Source organism: Flavobacterium sp. GL_143 (genome assembly GCF_057834355.1).
In genome coordinates, this window is the sequence record NZ_CM174401.1 from 686,595 (window position 1) to 711,084 (window position 24,490).

The following is a 24,490-nucleotide window of genomic DNA, read 5'->3' on the forward strand; positions in this document are numbered from 1 at the left end:
TCTTATTTCAACAATTCAAGTATTTTATTTTCGACAACTGGACTATCCCAAATAGCTTCTATATTTTCCATTCTTAAAACCTCTTCCATAATCGTATTCTGAAAATCTCCTATTGCCAATGCTTCGGCATAAGGGCGATCACTAAAAGTAACACGACTATAAAGCGGAATCCATTTATCTGGATGTTTATCCGAAAAAGCTTTTTCTATCTTTTTTTGTAACAAGAATTTTTCATCAGCCGTTTTCGTACTCATTTCCATAAAATTGCGATACGAAAGTTCTGCAATTGCATCCGCATTTGGTTTACGTGAAATTTCATACTCAGAGAAGATCTTTTTCCAATCATCTCCATATTTAAGAATCATTTCGTACAAAACCGTGATATCTTCAAAACCAGCATTCATTCCTTGTCCATAAAAAGGAACAATAGCATGACACGCATCGCCGATTAAAGCAATCTTATCACTATAAGTCCAAGGAAAACATTTCATAGTTACCAATGTACTTGTAGGATTATTAAAGAAATCTTCGGCTAATTTTGGTATAACCTCAATAGAATCCGGGAAATTTTTTTCAAAAAAGTCTTCAACCTGTTTTCTATCCGTTAGCGAATCAAAAGAATTTTCTCCTTCAAAAGGCATAAACAAAGTACACGTAAAACTACCATCCAAGTTAGGCAATGCAATAAGCATATATTCCCCACGTGGCCAAATATGAAATGAGTTTTTATCTAGTTTATGAGTAGCATTAGGATTTGCCGGAATATTCAATTCCTTATATCCCATATTCAAGAATTCCTGCGAATAATTAAACATGCTTTGGCGTTGCATACGATGACGAATTCTAGAAAAAGCACCATCGGCTCCAAAAACCATATCGTATTTTTTCTCTTCCCACTCCCCTCTTTCCGTATCACCAATATGTAATGTAGCATCGCTTAAAGTTACATCCCATATCTTTTGCTCAAAGAAAAAATCGGCTCCGGCATTTTCTGCCAAATCAATCATTTTACGATTTAAGGTTCCTCTCGAAATCGAATAAATACTTTCGCCTTCTTGTCCGTAATTCTGAAAATTAAGTTTATCAACCAAATGTATGGCTCGCTTATCCATCGGAATAGCAATTTCACGAACAGCATCTCCTACACCAACACCATCTAGTGCTTTCCAACCTCGATTAGACATTGCCAAATTTATCGATCGTCCCGAAAAATTAATTTTACGAATATCTGGGCTTCGATCATAAACATGAACTTCATGACCTTCCTTTTTAAGATAAATTGCCAACAATGAGCCAACCAATCCAGAACCTACAATAGCAATTTTAAGTGGAGTTTGCATCAAAAAAAAATGTGATTATACGCTCGTAAAAATAAGTATATAATCTATAGAATAGGCTATAAATCAAAGAAATATTTGGGCGTGCCCCTCCCAAAAAGGTCGGGTCAGGCTTTTCGCTACAATCTTTTTTTCGTTCCTCAAAAAAGGATTTTCACTTCAATCCTTCACGCAATCAGTTAGATAATGAAATAAATCCTGATATAAAACCTTCCATTTTCTATCTAGGTTTAAAAACCAGTTTAGTCGAAGTTTTAACAATCTCCTCCTTATTTAATTTCATTTTTCGGAACTTTCCTGCATTATAAAGCTCGGCTTGATCCTTATAATGTTTACTAAATGGATTCCCAGATTGTCCTGTTGGCAAAATACTCCAACTATTTTCTATATCCGAGAAGTCAATAATCCTTCTTGTCGATGGTCCGCCTTTTACATTATAAACTCCTTTATCAGTAAAATCAAAAAACTGATTATTAATTACTTCTGTTGAGCCCGAAACTGCAAAAGGTCCAGCATTAAAGATTCCTCTTAAAGCAGCCACTTGTCCTAAAGGATGATGATACTCTACAGTATGTACTTTCTCCCATTTCCAGTCTTGAACCGTATTCCCTAATTGCTTCTCAAGTCCCGCAATTGCTTCATGAAATGATTTTGTTAAAATATCTTTCTTAGTTTCTTTTACATTTTTGGTCAATATATTGTCCCACCAAACCGAATTTTCGTTTTGTATTTGTTTCGCTATAATTTGTTTTACAAGATGTGTTTCTAAGAAATTTTTAAAATTTCCCTCTCTCAATTCATCTTCAAAAGTGTTTTTTAAATATGCATATACCCATTTATTGTAAATCGTAGGCGCAACATCTTCCACATTATTAGTTCCTTTCCAATCCTTAAGAATAGATAATGCCTGTTTTTCATTTGCTGTAAGCGATTCATTTTTCACATTCAAAAGTAAATTCTGAACCACCGTTGGAGCAACTGGAGATGTATTATCAAAAATCATTTTACTAATCGCTTCTTTATCCCAATCAGATTTTGCATCAAGCAATTGCGTAATTCTTTTAGCACGATCTTCTGGCAAATAATATCCAGGATATAAAAACCCATCGATAGCTTCTGGCTGATTATTCGCAGAATATACATAACCCCATTTTGGATTTTCTGCCGATGGATTTTTGGAGAAATCCAAATATTCGGCAATATCATCTTTACCACTTGCACCATCCAGAATAAAATTAGGATTTACACCTTTATTATGCTTATATAAAGTTCCGGTTGCCCACCATCCTACATTCCCTTTTGCATCACCATACATTACATTTAAGCCCGGAGCAGCAACTAGTGAAACTGCTTTCTTAAAATCATTTTTATTCTTTGCATGCGAAAGTCCGTAAACAGCATCTAGAATTTTTATAGGCTGTTGCGTATAAACCCAAGACATTGCTATAGGTTTATTACTATTCTTTAAATCTTCGATCAAGCCATTCATAACAGGACCATGACGGCTTATTTTTACATCTACAATAACATCCGATGAATCTTTAACCTTTATAACCTTCTTTCTGGTTTCGTATTTTTCAAAACCATTTGGCGTTTTATATTCATTAGCATCTCCCGATTTATTTTCTTCTTGATAAAAATCGATATCATCATTTTCAAACATTGTTAATCCGTATGCATAATCACGATTATGACCTAATAAAGGATATGGCGTTCCAGCAAGATAACAACCATATAATTCAAAATCCGGAGTTATTAAATGTGCCTCATACCAAGTTCCTGGTTGAGAAAATCCGATATGCGGATCATTAGCAAAAATAACCTTTCCGTTTTTCGTTTTCTGAGGTGAAACCACCCAACTATTACTTCCTATAAAAGGGGGAATTGGAGATTTTTCAAGAAGCGAAGCAACAGATTTTGAAATCACTGCAAATTCTTCTGGATTCTCTTTTGCATTTCTTATCTGAGTCGTATTAAATTCGCCATTTAAACCAAAATCTTTTAAATATTCATTTCCGTATTTATTACGAATATCAGTCATTAAAGGATCTGTCTTTTGTGCCATTGCAAAACTGAAAGACATATACCCAAAAATATTATAAACATCTTTTATCGTGAATTTTTCTTTTTTCACTCCAACCAACTGAAATTCTATTGGCGTAACACCTTCTTCCAAATATTGATTAATTCCGTCCAGATAAGCCATCGTTAATTGATAACTCGGGCTATTTTTATCCAATTGCGCAATTGCTTTCGCCGAAGCTTCTTCTATTCCTAATCCCGAAAAAAACTTATCATTCTTTAGCATTACCGAACCAAAAATTTCCGACAATCTCCCAGATGCAATACGACGCATCAACTCCATTTGCCACAAACGATCCTGAGCATGTACATAACCCAAAACTGTCATGGCTTCTTTTTGTGAATTTGCATAAATATGTGGCACTCCAAAATCATCAAAATATACCGTTGTCTCTTTTTGAATGTTTTTCAGTTTTACTTCTCCTTCATATTTTGGTTTTAAATGAAAAATATAAGTACATAAACCGATTCCTAAAACAACAAGTATCAAGAACAAAACAAGCAGTATTTTTTTGATTTTTTTCATGTTTCTAAATTGTATAAATAAATATTTTAATGAAATGTATTGTTATCAAAATCACAATTGTATCCAAAAGTTATTCCTTTTAAGTCTTTAAATTTATATATTTAAAATAAAATATGCACTAAATGTCTTTAAATAAAAAAATAATCATAGGAATCATTTCGTTTTTAGCCCTCTTGTTTTTAATAAATTCAGGGCTAAATTTTTGGGTAAAAAAACAACTCCCAAAAATCATTCAGGACAATAATAAAACGCCGTATCAAATTACATACGAAACAATAAAAATCGATCTTTGGGCAGCAGATATTTATGCATCTAATATTGTTATTAATCCTAAAAATACACCAAAAAACGACACTACCAAAATTGGGATTTATTCTAAAATAAAAACAGTTGCCATAAATGATTTCAGCATCTGGAATCTTGTATTTAATGATGTGTTACGTGCAAAAAGCATCACCATAGATCATGCGCGAGTAATCTTGTATAAAAAAGATGAAAATGCAATTGACAACAGCAATAGTATTCGTACACAAGTAATTGAACCTTTCCAAAAAATTATTGTTGTTTCTAATATTTATCTCAATGAAGCAAGTTTAGACATCATGTCTACCAAAACAAATAAGCCTATTTTATACACTCGAAATATCGCTATTGTATTAGAAGGAATTGTAATTAATGATGAAATTCTTAAACAGAAAATCCCTTTTTCGTATCAAAAATACGCCCTAAATTGTGATAGTATATATTACAAGCCAAACCCCTTTTACACCATTAATGCGTCGCAAATAACAACTAATAATCATTCTTTAAAAGTAAAAAACTTCAGTTATATCCCTTTATATTCTCGTCATCAATTTGTACAGAAGTTAGCTAAAGAAAAAGATCTTTTTACCATAAAGGCAACTGATATAAATATCAATTCGATGAATTGGGGATTTAAAAATGATGTGTTTTTCTTTAATGCAAATTCTATTGTTTTTGATGATTTAGATGCAAATATCTATCGAAATAAAATACCCGCAGATGATTTAAGCAAAAAACCATTGTATAATGCATTACTCCGAAAGATTCCGTTTCCACTAAAAATTGACACCCTTTCTATCCGAAATTCAAAATTAGTATATGAAGAAGAAATCAATTTCCAGAAAGGACCTGCAATATTAACTTTCAGTCGTTTTAACTTAAACGCTACAAATCTGCAGAGTGGTTTTGGATTAAAAAAAGCACCCGATTTAGATATTAAAATCAATTGCCTTTTTATGAAAAACTCTCCTTTAAAAGTGCATTGGACATTAAATGTACTAGACAAAAACGATGGTTTCCGTATAAAAGGGAGTATTGCCAAATTTGATGTTCAGGCCATGTATGCTTTCACAAAACCATATACTAATACTTCGTTTAAAGGTACTTTTGATGATTACCATTTTGATATTAATGGAAACGACAAAAAGGCTACAGGAAATGCAAGCTTAAAATACAAGGACTTAAAAGTTACTTTATACAAAAAGAAAGATCCTGAAAAAAAGGCAAAATTAAAAACTTCTTTAGCTAATTTAATCCTTAAAAAAGACTCTGATAATGAAGCTAAAAAAACTGAAATAGAATTAGAACGAATTCAGGAAAAGTCTTTTTATAATTTTTTATGGAGAAGTATAGCTGAATCTTTTAAGAAAATTTTAATTTAATCACACCAAAAAACAAACTTAATCCGCTATAAACATGATATATATCAGTTTTTTTATAAAATGATTTCACAACATTTGTCATTTATTAAATTTTATAATAATCTCAAATGACAAAAACCCCCATACACTCTTTTCATATCCCTGTAATGGGACTCGCTTATACTATTGACAGCCCGATTCGAGTAGCTAAATATGGTATTTCATCGGTAATCTCGATTGCAGATGATGAGTTAATTGAAAAGATGACCGCTTTTTATTCTGAAAAATTCAATTCTTCTTATCAGGAAATAAGCCAAAAAATTCACGATTACAGAGCCAAACGTATTACAACCTACTTAAACTTAGTAGATAAAATCGTAAAACAAAAATTTGAAAATTTTAAAACCGAATTATCTGAGAGCAAACAAGCACTGGAAAACTATATCTCGATGCTGCCTAATAGTTCTGAGATAAAAAAAGGTTTTTTAAACTTAATGGAAGATGGTATTTCGTTTAAAGAAAACATCCAAAATTATATCGAATCACATCTTTCTGCAGGAGCAATTGATGTAAATATTATGACAAAACTTGATAAAGATAACTTTATCAAAGACGAACAATTACCTATTGAATTTAATGATGCTCATGCAGCTCTTCGTGGTTTTGCAAACAGTAATCTAGAATCTTCTTTAGTTCTTTCTGCCGGAATGAATCCTAGACTATATAGTTACTTTGAGAATTTCCCAGACTTTTTTCCAAATAGTAATAATGAGCTTAAAAAGAAAATTATACTAAAAGTAAGTGATTTTAGATCAGCCATGATTCAAGGTAACTTCTTGGCAAAAAAAGGACTTTGGGTTTCTGAGTATCGTATAGAATCAGGATTAAACTGTGGTGGACATGCATTTGCAACCGAAGGTTTATTATTAGGTCCTATCTTAGAAGAATTTAAGCAGAAAAAAGATCAATTGATTCAATCTGCTCATGATTTAATGGTAAAAGCGTTACAGCAAAAACAATTTCTAGTTCCCGAAAATCCTTTACCTCTTAAAATTACCGTACAAGGTGGTGTAGGAACTGCCGAAGAACACGAGTTTTTATTAGATAATTACAGTGTAGATTCTGTAGGTTGGGGAACTCCTTTTTTATTAGTTCCAGAAGCGACATCTGTAGATCAGCCTACTCGTAACTTATTAATGAAAGCTCAAGAAGAGGATTTATATTTAAGTCATATTTCTCCTTTAGGCGTACCTTTTAATACCTTAAGAGGAACCTCTAACGAAATCCTGAAACAAAAACGTATTCACGATAATAAAGCAGGAAGTTCTTGCCCGAAGAAATTTTTGGCGTTAAGCAAAGAATATGATCCAAAAGGAACTTGTTCGGCTTCAAAAAAATACCAAGATTTAAAATTAGCCGAATTAGAAACTATAAAAGATACTGTTTCACCTGAATCTTTTGAAAGATCAAAAGCTGCTATTACCGAAAAATCATGTTTATGTGTAGGACTCGCAAATGCATCTTATATAGAGAACGATATTAAAATAAAAGGACAAGCGCAAGGTGTTGTTATATGCCCAGGTCCAAATATGGCCTATTTTGATCAAGAAGTATCTCTGAACGATATGGTACAGCACATTTACGGAAACAAGTCGGTTATACGCGTTAAAAATCGTCCGAATTTATTCGTAAAAGAATTAAAGATGTATCTGGATTATTTTAAGAAAGATATCGAGAATATTTCGGCAGAAATAACAGCTGCACAAACTAAAAAATTACAAGCTTTTAAAGACAATCTTTTAAGCGGAATTGCATATTACGAAAATCTGCTTGCAGCTTCTTCTTATTTTAAGAATGATAAAGTAGAAATTCAAAATCAATTTAATGATTATAGAACTAAGCTTATTGCTATAGCTATTCCATCATAAGACAATAATACCACATTTCTTTATTATGCAAAAAACCACCTCTAAAATTAATTTGAGGTGGTTTTTCTAATTTGAATATAACTAACATTTATTCGAAGAATAGCGGTCTACTCTATTCTTTTTTCTTTTTTCCATCTATAATTGCTCCAGTTCCTGCACCAACACCAGCACCTGCTAATCCTCCTATTATTGCTCCTTCGCCTTTTTTCTTACTGATAATTGCTCCTGTAACTGCTCCAACTCCAGCACCTATTACAGCTCCTTTTGCGGTCGAACTCCATCCTTTTTTCTTTGGCGCGGCAGCAGCTGGCGCTTGCTGATTTACAACAACCACTTTTTGAGGTGCTAATTCTGCTTGAGCTTGAACTTGTTCTTTTTCTTCTTGAACTTTTGCCATCTCTGTTTTCATTGAATCAATAACTTTTTGCTTATTAATTTCAACTTTCATAGAGTCAATACTCGCTTGCTTGGCTTTTTGAATATCTATTTTCCCTTGATTCTGACACGAGATAATCGCAAAAGAAAATAATACTAAATATAATGTTTTCATGATTGTAAATTTTAGGTATTTATAACATAACAAAGTAAAGCCTAAACTTTTGTCTGGAATTACATAATTTTAAGAGATCGTTACAAAATTAAACTACGCAAAAAAGTCAGCCAATTCATAACAATCTGAATTAGCTGACTTTAAAATATTTTATTTATTTATTTACGTTTAGACTATTCTAAAATTCCTCTTTTTAAAATTTGTCCAAACTCATACATATCTTCAAAAGAACAATACAAAGGAACAGGAGCTAAACGAATAACATTAGGTTCGCGCCAATCTGTAATGACTCCATTCTTCATTAAATAATCGAATAAACTACGTCCTTCTCCATGTAAAAACACAGATAATTGCGAAGCTCTTTCCTTAGGATCTGCTGGAGTAATAACTTCAAAATTACCTTTTACTTCTTTATCTATTTCATGTAAGATAAACTCCAGATATGCTGTTATTTTATCTCTTTTGGTAATCAAGGCATCCATTCCTACTTCATCAAACATTTCTACTGATGCTAGGTAAGGCGCTAAAGAAAGCACTGGTAAATTACTTATTTGCCACCCATCAGCTCCATGAACTGGGTCAAAATTAGGTTCCATCTTAAAACGGCGTTCCTTATTATGTCCCCACCAACCTGCAAAACGAGGTAAATCGGGGTTATTATGATGTTTTTCGTGCACAAAACAACCAGATGCATTTCCTGGTCCTGAGTTCATGTATTTATAACTACACCAAGCAGCAAAATCAACATTCCAATCGTGCAATTCTAATTTTATATTTCCTGCTGCATGCGCTAAATCCCAACCTACTTTGGCTCCTACTTTTTGTCCAGCCGCAGTAATGGTTTTCATATCAAAAACTTGTCCTGTATAATAATTCACTCCACCTATTAAGACTAAAGCCAATTGATCTCCAACTTCTTCAATTTTGGCCAAAACATCTTCTAGTCGAATATTGTGTTCTCCTTCGCGACGCTTGATCTCTACAATAGCATCTTCTTTTTTATAACCATGAAAATGTACCTGACTCTGAAACATATACTGATCTGAAGGAAATGCTTTTTCCTCACAAATAATCTTATATCTGGTTGCAGTTGGTCTGTAAAAAGACACCATCAATAAATGAAGGTTAACCGTTAATGTATTCATCACGGTAACTTCGCTTGGCAAAGCACCAACAATTTTACTAAGTGGTTTGGCAAAACGTTCCTGATAATCCCACCAAGGTTTTTCGGCATAAAAATGCCCTTCAACAGCAAGATTTGCCCAATCTGCCATTACTTCATCAACATAGGATTTTGTACGCTTTGGCTGTAATCCCAAAGAATTTCCTGTAAAATAAATAACCTTTTTATTATTTACTTCAGGAAAAATAAATTCGTCTTGGTATTTATGCAATATATCTTGTGAATCAAGTTTTTGTGCAAATTCACGTGTGTTTTCGAAAGTCATTGTTTGAATTTTGTTTGGTAAATGTAGAAAAAAAACAACGAAGACAAAAGGAGAAAAATATAAGCCTGTGTTAAAAATGAACACAATTAATTCGATATATTTGATTGAATTTAAAATTATATGCCATGTTCAAAAACAATTTAAATGTTATTATTATTTCTTTAGCAGTGATTATCTCTGCCTATTTGTTTTCTAATGCATTCCAAAATAGAAATAAAAATAATGATACTATTAGTGTTACAGGTCTTGGGAAAAAAGATTTTGTTTCGGATTTAATTGTCTGGAGTGGTTCATTCTCTAAAAAGAGTCTTACGCTAAAAGAAGCTTATGCATCATTAGACAGCGATAGAGAGAAAATAAAAAACTATTTGGCTAGCAAAGGAATCAAAGCTTCAGAAATGGTTTTCTCTGCAGTAAACTTCAATAAAGATTTTGACACTTCGTACAATGAAAATGGAACACCAAAACAACAAGTTTTTACGGGATTTACATTAACCCAAAGTGTAACTATTCAATCTAAAGAAGTAAATAAAATTGAGGAAATTTCCAGACAATCTAGTGAATTAATAAATTCTGGAGTCGAATTCTATTCTAATCCTCCTGAGTATTATTATACCAAACTAGCTGAACTTAAAATAAAAATGATTGCTGAGGCAACTAAAGATGCTAGTTCCAGAGCCAAAAGCATTGCTGAAAATGCTGATGCTTCTTTAGGAAAATTAAAAAAATCAGACATGGGAGTTTTCCAAATTACTGGGCAAAATTCATCTGAAGACTTTTCTTATGGAGGATCATTTAATACAACCTCTAAAAACAAAACGGCTAATATTACCGTAAAACTAGTCTATCAGGTTAACTAGATTTCAAAAAAAAATCTCGCTATTACTAGCGAGATTTTTGAATTAACCTTATTTTATATTTCTTAGATGATAAGCATTGCATCACCATAAGAGTAGAATTTGTATCCTTCTTTTATAGCTTCTTCATATGCTCTTTTCATTAAATCATGTCCACAGAATGCAGAAATCATCATTAACAATGTTGATTTTGGTGTATGGAAGTTTGTAATCATACAGTTTGCAATACTAAAATCATGAGGAGGGAAAATAAATTTATTAGTCCAACCTTCAAAAGGATTTAATGTATTTTGTGATGAAACTGAACTTTCAATAGCACGCATTGAAGTTGTTCCTACAGCACAGATACGTTTCTTGTTTTGTTTTGCATGATTTACAATTTCACAAGCTTCTTCAGTAATGATTAACTCTTCTGAATCCATTTTGTGTTTTGATAAATCTTCAACCTCAACTGGATTAAAAGTTCCTAAACCTACGTGAAGTGTAACTTCTGCAAAGTTTACTCCTTTAATTTCCAATTTTTTCAAAAGGTGTTTCGAGAAATGCAATCCAGCAGTTGGTGCTGCAACAGCTCCTTCTTCTTTAGCATAAATCGTTTGGTATCTTTCAGCATCTTCTGGAGTTACCTCTCTGCTGATATATTTAGGAATTGGAGTTTCTCCAAGTTCTGTTAGTTTATTTCTGAATTCTTCGTAAGAACCATCATAAAGAAAACGCAATGTTCTACCACGAGAAGTAGTATTATCGATAACCTCAGCAACTAACGAATCGTCATCACCAAAATATAATTTATTTCCGATACGGATTTTACGAGCTGGATCTACCAAAACATCCCAAAGACGTTGCTCTGAATTTAGTTCTCTTAATAAGAAAACTTCAATTCTTGCTCCAGTTTTTTCTTTGTTTCCGTACAAACGAGCAGGGAAAACTTTAGTGTTATTTAATATAAGAACATCACCATCATCAAAGTAATTGATTACATCTTTGAACATTTTGTGCTCTATAGTTTGTTTTTTACGATCAATTACCATCAAACGAGACTCATCTCTGTTTTCAGCAGGGAATTCAGCTAAAAGTTCTTTTGGTAAATTAAATTGAAAATGAGATAATTTCATGTAGTCTATTTATTTAGAGTGCAAATATACGATTGTGAGATAGGCGTTGTCAAGTGTTTTGGCTTTTATTTAGTTAGAAAATTGCAAACTTCAAAATTTATTCCTGATTTTAGCCGTAAACATTGATTATTATGCACCTATTTCTGTTGTCTCAAAACCTAAATTTGTTAAATCTTTCCAAAAATCTGGATAAGATTTAGAAACTACTCCTGCATGTTCGATTATTATTGGCACTTTTAATGCCAATGGAGCAAATGCCATTGCCATACGGTGATCATTATAAGTAGCAATTTTTACATTAGAACTTATTTCATTTGTAGCAACAAGCGTTAAACTATCATTAGTAACCGAAATATTAGCTCCTAATTTAGTCAACTCAATTCTTAAAGCTTCCAATCTATCTGTTTCTTTAATTTTTAGAGTGTGCAAACCTGTTAAATGACAACCTATTCCTAAACCAAGACAAGTAACTACAATAGTTTGTGCAATGTCTGGAGTATTGTTCAGATCAAAATTTACCATTTCAAATTTAAAATTTGGCTGCTTAACCAAAGTCATTTTATTTCCCTGAAACGTAGTCTCAACACCCATTTTCTCATAAAGTGATATTAAAGCTGAATCTCCTTGTAGGCTATTTTCTTTGTAACTACTAAGTGTTATCGAAGCTGTATCTGCAAGTGCTGCTAAACTAAAAAAGTAAGAAGCCGAACTCCAATCAGACTCTACAACCATTTCTTTTGCAACCACCTCAGCTTTTGGATATACTTTGATTACATTTCCTTCAAAGCTAGTTTGAATTTCTAAATCATTAAGCAAAGCCAAAGTCATTTTGATATATGGAATAGAAGTAATTTCTCCTTCTAATGTTAACTCTAAACCATTTTCTAATTTAGAAGCCACAAGTAATAATGCCGAAATATACTGACTACTTACATTGGCAGCCAAGGTAACTTTTGATGCTGTGATTTTTTTCCCTTTAATGCGAATTGGCGGATATCCTTCTTCTTTTAAATATGAAATCTCTACCCCTAACTGAGCTAAAGCTTCTACCAAAATTTTAATCGGACGCTCTTGCATTCTACTAGAACCCGTCATTACAACTTCTCTACCTTCCTTAACCGCAAAATAGGCTGTTAAAAAACGCATTGCTGTTCCTGCATGATGAATATCTACTATTTCTTCATTACCAACTAATGCTTTTTGCATTACTTCGCTATCATCAGAGTTTGATGTGTTTGCCAAAGTAATATTCGGAAACAATGCTTGCAATAATAATAATCGATTGGTTTCGCTTTTTGAGCCAGTTACTGCAATTTGTCCTTGTAAATTAGCTTGAGATGTTTTTAATAGTAAATTCATTATAGGGTAATTGTTTTGTGCGTTTTTGCAAATTTATTTTAAAAAAAGGATACTCCAAAGCTTTACCCTAACTTATCACATTATTTTAGTTTATCGTTGTTTTTATGACGGTCTTTATCTCGAACAGATTTCAAATCCATTTTTTTATCAAATGCAGACTGCAAATCAATTCCTGTTTGATTTGCTAAGCATAAAACCACAAAAACTACATCGGCTAATTCTTCGCCAAGGTCTTTATTCTTATCGCTTTCTTTCTCCGATTGCTCTCCATAACGACGCGCAATAATTCTGGCAACTTCCCCTACTTCCTCTGTAAGTTGTGCCATATTTGTCAATTCATTAAAATAACGAACTCCATGTTCTTTTATCCAGGTATCGACATCTAGTTGGGCATTTTTTAAATCCATTTTATATTCTTTTTAAAACTATTTTTTCATTCTCTTTAGCAATCATCCCTTTGTAATACTCTTTTAAAACTGAGTAATCATCTGGTAGTATTACTGGCTCATTTATCTGGTGTGTTATTACAACTTGTAAAATGTTTCCGTTTACAGAACTAATAAACTTAAATAAACCTAAATCATTTTCCATAGCAAATCCTCCCGAAGCTGGCAAAGTTTCAACTGCAAACCCTTCTGGAATAGTGATATTAATACTATACTTATCAGAAGATGGAAAACCATAATCTACAGGATATTCACGATTCTCTTGTGTAAAAGGATTCTTCTTATCGGTAAGAAACAACATTGGATCTATATAAATTTTATCACCAATTATTTCGCAAAGGTTATTACCCGAAAACGAAAAGGTCTCGATTACAGGCAATAATAAATCTTTTTCATTTGTTCTGGAATACTCGCTTATCTCAATTTTATTATTATCATTTTCTAATTTTTCAAGATATGCATCTTCTTTCACATCACCAATATTATCCCTAAACATCATGGCATTGTAATTTGTATACTGCTTTCTAGTTTTTCCGCTCACATTCCCACTAGCATCTACATTATAAATCATAGACACATTGTTGGCAGATACTATTTTAGGCATTAAATCAATCTCCTCAGAAGTCCCATCTTTTCGTATTAATCTACCCATCCAGTTTAAAGCTCTAAATGGCAAAATATTTGGGATTGAATACTTATCTGAAGCATCTAGTAAAATAATTCCATTAGGAGTTTCAACAGCCGCAATTACATAGTTAAAAGCCGTTCTATTAGGCGAAATTGCAATTCCGTTAGAACGTGTACTTACTAAAACAGGATTTGCTGTTAATCCTGAATGCCTCAACATCGCTGTTAGCATAAGATTTATATCAGCCACATTTCCTGTTTTTTCTTTATAAGCTTTTTTTACCCCATTATCGCATCCATAATCAGTATAACCATTCCATTTAACTCTTGTTTTTACGAAGTTTAATATTTTATTAATTCTTTCGTCTTGCGTATCTACGCCTGCAAGCAATACTTTTAAATCATCTTCAAAATAACCTGTTTTATTTAATTCCGGGCCAAAACTTTCATAGTTATATATTGTTTTTACGACTGAATTCCAATCAGTTGAATATAAATTTATTGGTTGATTAGGATATTTTGTCATAGACAATTCTAGCTCCAGACTTGAGGTATAATTATTAATATTATTAACATACGCCTCTTCTTTCATCGCTGGCAAATTCTCTGCTGTATAAGTAGTTTTCTCTTCCTGATATTCTCGTTTATTCTGAGAATAACTGGTTGTCGAAACATCCCCTCCTGATCTTTCTTTATTATTAAATACAATATACTTCGTATTTGTTTCTTTATTAACTTTAGGAAAAATATACCCTTTTTGCTTATTATTGTAAACAAAATATTCTGGAATTCGGGTTATAAATTCAGAATAGTTAACCGGAATAGAAGTTTGAAAATACCAATCCCTCATGGAACCAATTGTCAAAGCTTTTATTCTATATTTATATTCAATAACAGAACCTTCTTTTACATTAGGCATTGTTATCTTTTTCTTATTATAATATTTATTAAAATTCTCATCAAAAGTCCCATCACTTTTAAGTTTAGTTTTCTCTATTTTTCCATCAACAAGATTATAAGTAACCGCATCAGAAAACGAAACACTTTCCTTTGTATTAGAATCACCTATGTAATACCTTACCCCTTGATTAGCCCATTCGTAACCTTCTTTTTTATAGATTTTAATTCGGCTTTCAACCTCAGTTATAATTACAAAACCATCAACCGGATCATATTCAAAATAAGAGGTCCCTTTTCTGAATAAAATTGCAGCTGAAGCTGAAGTATCTTTGGCATGTACTTTTTCCTGTAATTCTGGAATGGATACTTTCCCTAATTTAAATTCTTGTGCTGCAATTTTTGAAAAGGAAAGCACAACAAATAAAACGATTGTTAGTTGGTTAAATTTCATTGGTTTTAGTTCTTGGTTAGTATAATTTTGGCATTATCATTTCTATTAATCTGCTCCATAAAAAGGCGATATTCATCGTATTCTTTAGCCGAATATTTTCCTTTATTTAGAAGCATGGAACGCTTATAGAGCAACTTATTATTCTCCTTTTTAATTATTTCCGTTTTATATTCTCCAAATTTACCTTTCAGTTCAAAACTTGCTGGTAAAAATTCGATTGTAAAACTTGCTGGTAAATTAATTTCTATTTCATCAGTATCAAAATAACCTCTTTGTATTTCTAATGGACTTTTTCGATTTCTAATTCTCTTTATACTTCCTGTGTATTGATTAAAAGCATCTACCACAAACATCATTTTACTTCCTGAAATAACACCATAATTAGAAGCATTTATTTGAACATCCTCAGTGAATTTTACATTCTCTTTGTCGTTAGAAAAAACGCTCTTATTTATTTTCAGATTATTAATATTATCCCAGTAATCTTTATAATGTGCATCTTTATCTGTAGGTGGCATCTTCTCAACTCCCATTTTTTTACTGTACTGAGAACCTCCTGAAACTATTGCTATTGCTCCAGATAAATTACCTTCATCGGATAAAGCGTAATTCCCTTTACTTATCTGCGTATTATTTTTATCATCATAAATAGTTGTTCTAACAATTACTCCTCCTTCTGGTTTAATTATTAATACATCTCTATCATCTGTAAAAGTACCTTGATACCCAAAAGGGTCGTCTTGACTTGTACATTCAAGCCAAATATATTTATCTCCGTTCGGAATAGATAATATCATGTGATTTCCCTGCATAGAAACAAAGTCTGAATCTATATTCATTTTATATGGATTTCCATATAAAATTGTATTATAAGAAGGAACGTCAACAGCTTCCAGAAGTGCTTTTGTATAATTAGTTAATGCTTTACAATCTCCATATCCTAATCTATCTACATCATTTGCAAACATCGGTTTCCATCCACCAATACCAATCGCAATATTTACATATCTTGATTTTTTCTGTACATAGTCATATACTATTTTAGCTTTTTTAACAGGATTTTTTTCCGTTCCAACAAGGGCTTTAATTTTTGCTTTTGTTTCATCAGACAAATCTATCGTACCTAATAAAATTTTATCGGCATACCATTTCCCAAAAGCTTCCCATGTTGTTGCACTTCCATCTACACCTTCGAGATGAAAATTCTCTAACCCCATCATAACACAAGGAAAGATATTGCTAAATGCAGGACTATAATCTTCTTTTTTTTGAGCCAGAATATTAGTCGCTACATAAGATAGTTGCGTATCGGTATCTTTTGTTTTCTTTACATCAAACCCCGAGAAATTAAGTTCTTTTTTCTTAAATCCTAAATTGTTTGGATAAGTTACATTTAAGATACTTTTTTCTACACTCGTGTAATAATTATCAAGAGGTAACCATTTTGGAATAAAAGCAGTTGTAGAAGTTTCAACTTCGCTTTCGTATACTAAAGTAAACGGATATTGAACAGGAGTATAATCTAAATAGATGTAGCGACTTTCAGAGAACAATGTCCCGCCACTTATAACACTCTGATCTCGAAAATCTTTACGTTTTATTTTCTTTATTTCTTTGCCTAAGGCATCAAAAACAGTAGCTTCAATATTTTTAACCGTTACCGATTTATCGTAATATTCAGTAGCATCAATTGCACTTAACCCTTTTTTATTAAATACTGTTATAACTCTTTTATGCTTCGTTTTCATACTTCTCTGAGAAGCAATTACAATATCTATTTGATTTAAACGAATAACAGCTTCTGCATTTTCTTTAAGACTATCAGAAATACTTGCAGCAATATATTCTCCTTTTTGAGCAGTTGAAGAAAAAGTAAACAAAATAAAAAATAGAGAACAGAAAATCGATTTCATTTTATAAGTAATTTCGCCAAATATATATCATTTTTAGAAATCTTTAACAAATGTTCGTTCTTTTTACTCTCTATTTTTACTATCTATTATTATTGTTACAGGACCATCATTTAATAGACTGATTTTCATATCAGCACCAAAAATTCCTGTCTGAATTTTATTTCCAAATTCCTTTTCCAGCGTTGCCACAAAACTTTCATAAAGCGGAATTGCAATATCTGGTTTTGAAGCTTTTATGTAAGACGGACGATTACCTTTTTTCGTCCCAGCATGAAGTGTAAACTGGCTTACGGCTATAATTTCGCCTTTAATATCCTGAACAGAACAGTTCATGACATCATTTTCGTCACCAAAAATTCGGATTTTGGTTATTTTCCCAGCCAACCAGTCAATATCTTCCTGTGTATCGGCATCTTCAATACCAACAAAAACAAGCAACCCTTTTTGGATATCGGCTACTTTATTACCATCAACCACTACCGAGGCTGAAGAAACTCTTTGAAGAACAACTCTCAAAATAATGGTGAATTATAAATGGTTAATTGTGAATTCATTTCGCTTCTATTTTTTGTTTAGTAGTTATTATTATAGAAGCTAAAATTTTATTTATTTCTACAATATCAAATTTTATAGATTTAAATTGAGTTTCATTTAAATAATCTGACTGAAACAACAATTCTAACCAATAATCTGTTTCATTAGCTTCTTTTTGAGCTATTGCAAGCTTATGAATAAAATCTTTTTTGCTTTCTGCTTGTTCCGATTCTCGAACTAATGCTCCAATTGATGTACCGCTACGAAGTAATTGTTTACTCAAAATAAACTCTTTCTTTTCTTGATTTAAGAATTGAAATAATTTAATAATTCTTAGGGCAAAGCTAAATGACTTTGTCTTTATTATATTCTCTGCCATAATTCACAATTAACAATTAATAATTAACAATTATTTCCTCGTCTCATCGCTTGCTGCGCGATCTTCATTATGAATATCTGTACGGTAATGTTCGTCTTCTCCTTCTAGGATTTTAAGATAACTATTATAACGTGACCAAGCAATTTCATCTCTTTCCAGAGCAGCTTTAATAGCACAATGAGGTTCGTCTTTATGTAAACAGTTGTTAAATTTACACTGGTCTTTTAATTTAAAAAACTCAGGGAAATAACCACTAACTTCCTCTTTCTCCATATCGACAATACCAAAACCTTTAATTCCTGGCGTATCAATAATACGAGCACCAAAAGACAAATCAAACATTTCTGCAAATGTTGTTGTATGTTGTCCTTGTTTACTGGCTGTCGAAATCATTTTGGTTTTAAGATGTAAACTAGGTTCCATTGCATTTACAAGAGTCGATTTACCAACTCCAGAATGTCCTGAGAACATCGTTACCTTACCAATCATCATATCTTTTAATTCCTCAACACCTTTTCCTTCAGTCGATGAAATACGCAAACATTTATATCCTATTTCCTGATACACATGTTGCATATACAATTGCTCATCAAGCGTAGCTTCATCAAAAGTATCGATTTTATTAAAAATCAAAACTGTTTCAATACCATATGCCTCAGCCGTAACCAAGAAACGGTCAATAAAATTAAATGTCGTTGGTGGATTATTGATGGTTACCAATAAAAAAACGCAATCAATATTAGATGCAATAATATGCATCTGGTGAGATAAATTTACTGATTTACGAACAATGTAATTCTTTCTCTCATGAATATTATGAATCGTTCCTGTTACAGTATCCGAACTTTCTTCCAGTTCATAATCTACAACATCACCTACAGCTATAGGATTTGTACTTTTAATACCCTTAATCCTAAACTTTCCCTTCATTCTACACTCAATAAAATCTCCTTTTTCAGATTTTACGGTGTACCAACTTCCTGTAGATTTGTAAACGGTTCCTGTCATTTTTTAATTTTAAATATCTGATTTTAGCTTTTAGTTTCAAAATCTAAATCTCTGCAAAGATAAATGATTGTTTTTCGTTTAAAGTTTAAAGTTCAAAATTTTTGACATTCTCTATAAATTAAAAAATCCCCATCTCTTAATTAAAAGCGATGGAGATTCTATTCTCAAGAAATATTATCCATTTAAGTAACAATAAGTACATTTAACGGTAATGCTTACAAACCCTAATACAAACTTATACCTCTTATATGGTCTAAAACGAATTATGCGTTAAGAATTCTTTCTTGGTGACTAATACTTTCCTGGTGAATTGCTTTAAACATTTTAAGTACAAATTCTTCCGACAATCCTTTTTTCTCTCCTTCTAGGATCATTTTACCAAGAATTTCGTTCCAACGATTGTTTTGAAGAATAGCAACGTTTGCGTCTTTTTTCACCTGACCAATTTCGTCAGCAACCTTCATACGTTTTCCTAATAAGTCTAACAAGTTAGCATCAAGAACATCGATATTAGCTCTTAATTTAGACATTTTTTGGCTGTATTCATCAGTCTTGTCATCAGTCTTTCTTACTCTCAAATCTTTAAAGATTTGTTTCAAAGCGTCTGGAGTAACTTGTTGTGCAGCATCACTCCAAGCATTATCAGGATCAGTATGAGTTTCGATAATCATACCATCATAATTTAAATCTAAAGCTTCTTGCGTTACTTCAAGAATCATTTTACGATCTCCAGTAATGTGAGATGGATCAATGATTAATGGTAAATCAGGGAATTTATTTTGTAATTCGATAGCAATCTGCCATTCTGGAATGTTTCTGTATTTAGTTTTTTCGTAAGTCGAAAATCCTCTGTGTATTACACCTAGTTTCTCGATTCCCGCCATATGTAAACGTTCAACACCACCTAACCACAAAGATAAATCTGGGTTAACAGGGTTTTTAATCAAAACGATTTTATCAGTTCCTTTAAGAGTATCTGCAATTTCCTGAACTGCAAATGGATTTGCTGTAGTACGAGCACCAACCCATAAAACATCAATATCATGTTCCAAAGCCAATTTACAATGAGCAGCAGTCGCAACTTCAGTTCCCATTAATAAACCAGTTTCTTTTTTAGCTTTTTGTAACCATTTCAAACCAATTTCTCCAACACCTTCAAATCCTCCCGGACGCGTTCTTGGTTTCCAGATTCCAGCTCTGAAAATGCTTACGTCAGAGTCTTTTAATTCATGAGCAATTTTCAATACTTGTTCTTCAGTTTCAGCACTACAAGGTCCTGCAATTACAAGCGGATGAGTTAAATTGAAATCATTTAACCAATTTCTCATTTCTTTCTTGTTTTCCATTTTTTTTATTTTTTTATTGTTATTCCGTTTAAGATTTCTTTTATTTTATTCACGCTTTCCATTTCCTCATAAATGGCATTATAATCATCTGCAGCCAGCAAATCTTTAAACTGGGTAAGATTTGATATATATTCTTCCAGGGTTTCGATTACCTGTTTTTTATTCTGTTTAAAAATCGGCGTCCACATTGCTGGAGAACTTTTTGCTAAACGTACAGTGCTTTCAAATCCACTTCCCGCCATATCAAAAATATCCTGTTCGTCTTTCTCCTTATTTATTACCGTTTTACCAAGCATAAATGAGCTTATATGAGATAAATGCGATACATAAGCAATATGTTTATCATGCGATTTTGGCTCCATATATCGTATGCGCATTCCGATCGCAGTAAAAAGTTGCAAAGCTTTTTCCTGTAATTTAAAAGTGGTTTTTTCCACCTCACAAATTATATTCGTTTTCCCTTTAAAAAGACCTTTTATCGCCGCCGAAGGTCCAGAGAATTCCGTTCCCGCAATCGGATGAGTTGCTATAAAGTTTCTTCTTCTCGGATGATTTGCAACCGCTTCACAAATTGGTTTTTTAGTAGAACCTACTTCAAAAACAATTGTATTTTCACCAATCACATCCAGAACTTTAGGCAAAACAGTAAGCGCAACATCTACAGGAACCGAAACAATTACAAAATCGGCGGTTACCAAATCATCAAAAGTCGACGCTTTATCGATAACACCCAACGCGATTGCTTCTTGTAAGTGCGCTTCGTTATTATCAATTCCGTAAATAGTAGCCTCCGGATATAATTCTTTGATATCTAAAACCATTGAACCTCCTATTAACCCTATTCCTATTACGTGTATGTTCATTTTTATTTTTTATTTAAAGCTAATCCTGCTGTCCGCTGTATCTTTTTCTTTCTAAAGAAGCAAGAAAAAGGATGCCGCTTCCATCAGGGCTAAACTTTTCGTTTTTTCAAGACGTTTGTCATTGCGAGGAACGAAACAATCACACTAGCAATTGATTCAGTATCAGATATTGCTTCGTTCCTCGCAATGACAATTTAAAATCTCTCTATTGCCTCTTGTATTTTTTCTTCTTTTACACAAAGTGCAAACCTTATGTATCCTTCGCCATTACTACCAAAAATAGTTCCCGGCGTAATAAAAATATGCTTCTCATATAATATCTGGTCGATAAAATCTTCTGCCGATGCTATACCTTCTGGTAACTTTGCCCAAACAAATAATCCAACTCCCTCAGCATATACTTTACAACCTAGTTTTTCAGCCAGTTTATTGGTCAATTCACGACGGCGTCTATAAATTACATTTTGCTCTTCAAACCATGATTTATCACAATTTAATGCTGCAACTGCTCCTTTTTGGATTCCGTAGAACATACCGCTGTCCATATTGCTTTTTACTTTCAGAACAGCATCTATAATTTCAGGATTTCCTAAAACCATTCCAACTCTCCAGCCTGCCATGTTAAAGGTCTTACTCAACGAATTAAGCTCTAATGCTACATCCTTTGCTCCTTCTACTTGTAATAAACTCATTGGTTTATCATTCAAAACAAAACTATACGGATTATCATTAATCAATAAAATGTTATGTTTTTTAGCAAAAGCAACCAATTTTTCAAATAACGCTAAACTACCTCTTGCCCCAGTAGGCATATGCGGATAACCTAACCACATAATCTTTACTTTCGAAAGATCTAATTGCTCTAAAGCTTCAAAATCTGGCTCCCAATTATTATCTTCTTTCAAGTCATAATAAACAGGAACTGCACCAACTAAATTTGTAACCGAAGTATACGTTGGATATCCTGGATTCGGAATTAAAACATGGTCACCTTCATTTAAGAAAGCCAACGAAATATGCATAATTCCTTCTTTTGAACCCATTAATGGCAAAATCTCATTAGCTGGGTTTAAAGCAACACCATAATTATGCTGATAAAAATCGGCCATTCCTTTTCTCAATTCTGGCAACCCCTGATAACTTTGATATTGATGTGCATTTTCATCCTGCATTGCCGAAACTACTGCTTCGACAACTGCTTTAGAAGGGTTTAAATCTGGACTTCCAATTCCCATATTAATGATTGGCTTTCCTTCAGATTGTAATTGTCTTACTTCTCTAAGCTTCGAAGAAAAGTAGTATTCCTCTACGACATCTAATCTTTTTGCTGTTGTTATCATGGTTCTTTTGTTTTTGCTTTAGGCTTAAAGCCGTAAGCTTTATGCTTTTCTTTGTTGACTTTCTAACTTTCGACTTTCTAACTTTATGACTAATTAAGGTTTCGTATTCTTATATTCTCCCAAAACTTTAAAATACTCAGCCATAATTGCTATTAATGTTTTTGCTTTTGCATAATCTTCGTAATCCTCAAAAGTTACATCTACAAAAAACGAATATTTCCAAGGTGTCTCAATTTTTGGCAATGATTGAATCTTTGTTAAATTCAGTTTGCAATCGCTCATTACGTTTAAAACTGCTGCCAGACTTCCTCTTTTGTGATTCAGCTCGAATTTAATCGACGCTCTATTGATCTCAGTTGTAGGCAAAAACGAATTCTCTTTCTTGATAATCACAAAACGGGTCATGTTGTTTTTGATAGTTTGAATTTCTGGTGCCAGAATTTCTAAATCATACATTACCGAAGCCGCTTTACTTGCAATTGCCGCAATCCCTTTTAATTGTTTCTCTTGGATTCTTCTTGCAGTTTCGGCAGTATCTTTATCCTCTACCAATTTAATATTTGGATATTTTTTCAGGAAATCCATACATTGTAACAATGCCATTGGATGCGAATGAACCTCTGTAATATCTTCCGTTTTTTGGCCTTTTAATGCCATTAAATTCTGAGATATATTTAAATAATGCTCGCCAATTATGTGCAAATTGTTCTTATCTATCAAGGCATAATTCGGAATAATTGGTCCCGCAATCGAGTTTTCGATAGCCATTACAGCCTGATCTGATTTTCCCGAAAGTACGCTATCAATTAATTCTTCAAATGATAAACATTCGTCAATATCCACGTTTTCAGAGAAATACTCATTCACTACCTGATGATGAAATGAACCTTTAATACCTTGTATTGCAATTTTTGTTGTCATATACTCAAAAAAAAATCCTGATTTTCATCAGGATTGTATATTAGTTTTATTTGTCTTTTAAATTTTCTCAAATAACCATAGCACAATCCTCACTTCTACTAAAGAAGAAATAAAAAGAGTTGCTAAAATAAAAACGGTTGCTTGACATTTTGTTTGTGTTTTTCAATAAATTCTCTGCGAATGTATAAATTAATTTCAGTGCACCAAAAAAAATATTGCATTTTATGAAACAAAAAAGGATTTCTTAACAAATTTGCTTTTTTTTGTATGATATTTTAAAAAACAACCCCAAAAATGAGATATAGCTAATTGGTTTTTAAGGAGCTGCTATCCCGAAGCCTCGGGACTAAGTTACTAAGATGCTAAGATTTCATCTATAAGTTTAATTTCTTCGACCAGTTTTTAGGAGAACGCGATGTATGAAATACGCCTATAACAACAATTTCATCTTTCTCAAATCGATAATGAATCCCATAAGGGAATCTTGAAATAAATCTGATTTTTACATTTTTATATTTCTTTTGAAAAGCATTCGGGTTTCTTGAGATTTCATCAAGTCCCGCTTCCAGACAAAGTTCAAAATCATACGAAAGCCCTATTCTTTGTTCTTCATACCACAAGACTATATCTTCAATATCAAATAACGCTTCTTTAACGAACCTAATTCTATGCATTATCTAATCGATCTTAAATGAGCCTTAACCTCATCCCAAGTATATAGTTCCGTTTTCCCCTCTTCTAAATTTTGAATACGTATATCTAATTCCCTCTTCACATCATCAGAAACTTCTAAATTCTCTTTAGAAACACTATCCCATAGTTGTTCAGCCAAAACAATTTTTTCTGCATCACTATATTTAGATAAATTTTTGATTTCCATATTTTTATTATTAGAA

At 32.4% G+C, this 24,490-nt stretch carries 21 protein-coding genes; 3 read left to right on the forward strand and 18 right to left on the reverse strand.

What is annotated here, in order from left to right:
* Positions 1-2: 2 nt before the first annotated feature.
* Positions 3-1,340, reverse strand: coding sequence for an FAD-dependent oxidoreductase (locus AC3IPI_RS02855; protein ID WP_489157001.1), 1,338 nt, complete (start codon positions 1,338-1,340; stop codon positions 3-5).
* 217 nt (positions 1,341-1,557) lie between these two features.
* On the reverse strand, positions 1,558-3,945 hold the full coding sequence (locus tag AC3IPI_RS02860; protein ID WP_489157003.1) for a penicillin acylase family protein: 2,388 nt from the start codon (positions 3,943-3,945) through the stop codon (positions 1,558-1,560).
* A 122-nt stretch (positions 3,946-4,067) separates the two neighbouring features.
* On the opposite strand from AC3IPI_RS02860, the gene AC3IPI_RS02865 reads away from it, so the two are divergent.
* Both AC3IPI_RS02865 and AC3IPI_RS02870 read left to right on the forward strand, forming a co-directional pair.
* Positions 4,068-5,630, forward strand: coding sequence for a hypothetical protein (locus AC3IPI_RS02865; RefSeq protein WP_489157005.1), 1,563 nt, complete (start codon positions 4,068-4,070; stop codon positions 5,628-5,630).
* Between the two features lie 107 nt (positions 5,631-5,737).
* Positions 5,738-7,537, forward strand: coding sequence for a hypothetical protein (locus AC3IPI_RS02870; protein WP_489157007.1), 1,800 nt, complete (start codon positions 5,738-5,740; stop codon positions 7,535-7,537).
* Between the two features lie 112 nt (positions 7,538-7,649).
* On the opposite strand, the gene AC3IPI_RS02875 is transcribed toward AC3IPI_RS02870, so the two are convergent.
* Positions 7,650-8,087, reverse strand: coding sequence for a glycine zipper family protein (locus AC3IPI_RS02875; RefSeq protein WP_039112921.1), 438 nt, complete (start codon positions 8,085-8,087; stop codon positions 7,650-7,652).
* Positions 8,088-8,260: 173 nt separating this feature from the next.
* Positions 8,261-9,535: a kynureninase gene (gene kynU, locus AC3IPI_RS02880; protein ID WP_489157010.1), complete on the reverse strand. Its 1,275-nt coding sequence runs from the start codon at positions 9,533-9,535 to the stop codon at positions 8,261-8,263.
* 125 nt (positions 9,536-9,660) lie between these two features.
* On the opposite strand from kynU, the gene AC3IPI_RS02885 reads away from it, so the two are divergent.
* Positions 9,661-10,395, forward strand: coding sequence for an SIMPL domain-containing protein (locus tag AC3IPI_RS02885; protein ID WP_489157012.1), 735 nt, complete (start codon positions 9,661-9,663; stop codon positions 10,393-10,395).
* A gap of 62 nt (positions 10,396-10,457) precedes the next feature.
* On the opposite strand, the gene queA is transcribed toward AC3IPI_RS02885, so the two are convergent.
* From queA to AC3IPI_RS02955, 14 genes are all read right to left on the reverse strand, one after another.
* Positions 10,458-11,507: a tRNA preQ1(34) S-adenosylmethionine ribosyltransferase-isomerase QueA gene (gene queA, locus AC3IPI_RS02890; RefSeq protein ID WP_039112918.1), complete on the reverse strand. Its 1,050-nt coding sequence runs from the start codon at positions 11,505-11,507 to the stop codon at positions 10,458-10,460.
* Between the two features lie 129 nt (positions 11,508-11,636).
* On the reverse strand, positions 11,637-12,866 hold the full coding sequence (aroA, locus tag AC3IPI_RS02895; RefSeq protein ID WP_489157015.1) for a 3-phosphoshikimate 1-carboxyvinyltransferase: 1,230 nt from the start codon (positions 12,864-12,866) through the stop codon (positions 11,637-11,639).
* Between the two features lie 80 nt (positions 12,867-12,946).
* Positions 12,947-13,273: a nucleotide pyrophosphohydrolase gene (locus AC3IPI_RS02900; protein WP_039112916.1), complete on the reverse strand. Its 327-nt coding sequence runs from the start codon at positions 13,271-13,273 to the stop codon at positions 12,947-12,949.
* Position 13,274: 1 nt separating this feature from the next.
* Positions 13,275-15,290, reverse strand: coding sequence for a DUF3858 domain-containing protein (locus AC3IPI_RS02905; RefSeq protein WP_489157017.1), 2,016 nt, complete (start codon positions 15,288-15,290; stop codon positions 13,275-13,277).
* 5 nt (positions 15,291-15,295) lie between these two features.
* On the reverse strand, positions 15,296-17,203 hold the full coding sequence (locus AC3IPI_RS02910) for a DUF3858 domain-containing protein (RefSeq protein WP_489157019.1): 1,908 nt from the start codon (positions 17,201-17,203) through the stop codon (positions 15,296-15,298).
* A 63-nt stretch (positions 17,204-17,266) separates the two neighbouring features.
* A complete protein-coding gene (gene dtd / locus AC3IPI_RS02915; protein ID WP_039117859.1) occupies positions 17,267-17,719 on the reverse strand; it encodes a D-aminoacyl-tRNA deacylase in 453 nt (150 codons plus the stop codon).
* A gap of 34 nt (positions 17,720-17,753) precedes the next feature.
* Entirely contained in the window at positions 17,754-18,116 is a 363-nt protein-coding gene (locus AC3IPI_RS02920) for a four helix bundle protein (protein ID WP_039112911.1), read from the reverse strand.
* Positions 18,117-18,146: 30 nt separating this feature from the next.
* Positions 18,147-19,124: a ribosome small subunit-dependent GTPase A gene (rsgA, locus tag AC3IPI_RS02925; protein WP_489157022.1), complete on the reverse strand. Its 978-nt coding sequence runs from the start codon at positions 19,122-19,124 to the stop codon at positions 18,147-18,149.
* Positions 19,125-19,387: 263 nt separating this feature from the next.
* Complete coding sequence (locus AC3IPI_RS02930; RefSeq protein ID WP_039112909.1) at positions 19,388-20,470, reverse strand: bifunctional 3-deoxy-7-phosphoheptulonate synthase/chorismate mutase type II; 1,083 nt, start codon at positions 20,468-20,470, stop codon at positions 19,388-19,390.
* Between the two features lie 5 nt (positions 20,471-20,475).
* Entirely contained in the window at positions 20,476-21,333 is an 858-nt protein-coding gene (locus AC3IPI_RS02935) for a prephenate dehydrogenase (protein WP_039117860.1), read from the reverse strand.
* 194 nt (positions 21,334-21,527) lie between these two features.
* Entirely contained in the window at positions 21,528-22,673 is a 1,146-nt protein-coding gene (locus AC3IPI_RS02940; RefSeq protein WP_489157025.1) for a pyridoxal phosphate-dependent aminotransferase, read from the reverse strand.
* A 93-nt stretch (positions 22,674-22,766) separates the two neighbouring features.
* A complete protein-coding gene (locus tag AC3IPI_RS02945) occupies positions 22,767-23,594 on the reverse strand; it encodes a prephenate dehydratase (RefSeq protein WP_489157027.1) in 828 nt (275 codons plus the stop codon).
* Positions 23,595-23,968: 374 nt separating this feature from the next.
* Positions 23,969-24,268, reverse strand: a complete 300-nt coding sequence (locus AC3IPI_RS02950; protein ID WP_489157029.1) for a type II toxin-antitoxin system RelE/ParE family toxin — start codon at positions 24,266-24,268, stop codon at positions 23,969-23,971.
* On the reverse strand, positions 24,268-24,474 hold the full coding sequence (locus AC3IPI_RS02955; protein WP_230715475.1) for an addiction module protein: 207 nt from the start codon (positions 24,472-24,474) through the stop codon (positions 24,268-24,270). Before AC3IPI_RS02955 ends, AC3IPI_RS02950 begins: the two co-directional genes overlap by 1 nt.
* Positions 24,475-24,490: the final 16 nt, after the last annotated feature.

Bases quoted from the DNA above. Each gene is read 5' to 3' on its own strand.
- AC3IPI_RS02855 (WP_489157001.1), bottom strand. From the start codon at position 1,340: ATGCAAACTCCACTTAAAATTGCTATTGTAGGTTCTGGATTGGTTGGC.
- AC3IPI_RS02860 (WP_489157003.1), bottom strand. From the start codon at position 3,945: ATGAAAAAAATCAAAAAAATACTGCTTGTTTTGTTCTTGATACTTGTT.
- AC3IPI_RS02865 (WP_489157005.1), top strand. From the start codon at position 4,068: ATGTCTTTAAATAAAAAAATAATCATAGGAATCATTTCGTTTTTAGCC.
- AC3IPI_RS02870 (WP_489157007.1), top strand. From the start codon at position 5,738: ATGACAAAAACCCCCATACACTCTTTTCATATCCCTGTAATGGGACTC.
- AC3IPI_RS02875 (WP_039112921.1), bottom strand. From the start codon at position 8,087: ATGAAAACATTATATTTAGTATTATTTTCTTTTGCGATTATCTCGTGT.
- kynU (WP_489157010.1), bottom strand. From the start codon at position 9,535: ATGACTTTCGAAAACACACGTGAATTTGCACAAAAACTTGATTCACAA.
- AC3IPI_RS02885 (WP_489157012.1), top strand. From the start codon at position 9,661: ATGTTCAAAAACAATTTAAATGTTATTATTATTTCTTTAGCAGTGATT.
- queA (WP_039112918.1), bottom strand. From the start codon at position 11,507: ATGAAATTATCTCATTTTCAATTTAATTTACCAAAAGAACTTTTAGCT.
- aroA (WP_489157015.1), bottom strand. From the start codon at position 12,866: ATGAATTTACTATTAAAAACATCTCAAGCTAATTTACAAGGACAAATT.
- AC3IPI_RS02900 (WP_039112916.1), bottom strand. From the start codon at position 13,273: ATGGATTTAAAAAATGCCCAACTAGATGTCGATACCTGGATAAAAGAA.
- AC3IPI_RS02905 (WP_489157017.1), bottom strand. From the start codon at position 15,290: ATGAAATTTAACCAACTAACAATCGTTTTATTTGTTGTGCTTTCCTTT.
- AC3IPI_RS02910 (WP_489157019.1), bottom strand. From the start codon at position 17,203: ATGAAATCGATTTTCTGTTCTCTATTTTTTATTTTGTTTACTTTTTCT.
- AC3IPI_RS02920 (WP_039112911.1), bottom strand. From the start codon at position 18,116: ATGGCAGAGAATATAATAAAGACAAAGTCATTTAGCTTTGCCCTAAGA.
- rsgA (WP_489157022.1), bottom strand. From the start codon at position 19,124: ATGACAGGAACCGTTTACAAATCTACAGGAAGTTGGTACACCGTAAAA.
- AC3IPI_RS02930 (WP_039112909.1), bottom strand. From the start codon at position 20,470: ATGGAAAACAAGAAAGAAATGAGAAATTGGTTAAATGATTTCAATTTA.
- AC3IPI_RS02935 (WP_039117860.1), bottom strand. From the start codon at position 21,333: ATGAACATACACGTAATAGGAATAGGGTTAATAGGAGGTTCAATGGTT.
- AC3IPI_RS02940 (WP_489157025.1), bottom strand. From the start codon at position 22,673: ATGATAACAACAGCAAAAAGATTAGATGTCGTAGAGGAATACTACTTT.
- AC3IPI_RS02945 (WP_489157027.1), bottom strand. From the start codon at position 23,594: ATGACAACAAAAATTGCAATACAAGGTATTAAAGGTTCATTTCATCAT.
- AC3IPI_RS02950 (WP_489157029.1), bottom strand. From the start codon at position 24,268: ATGCATAGAATTAGGTTCGTTAAAGAAGCGTTATTTGATATTGAAGAT.
- AC3IPI_RS02955 (WP_230715475.1), bottom strand. From the start codon at position 24,474: ATGGAAATCAAAAATTTATCTAAATATAGTGATGCAGAAAAAATTGTT.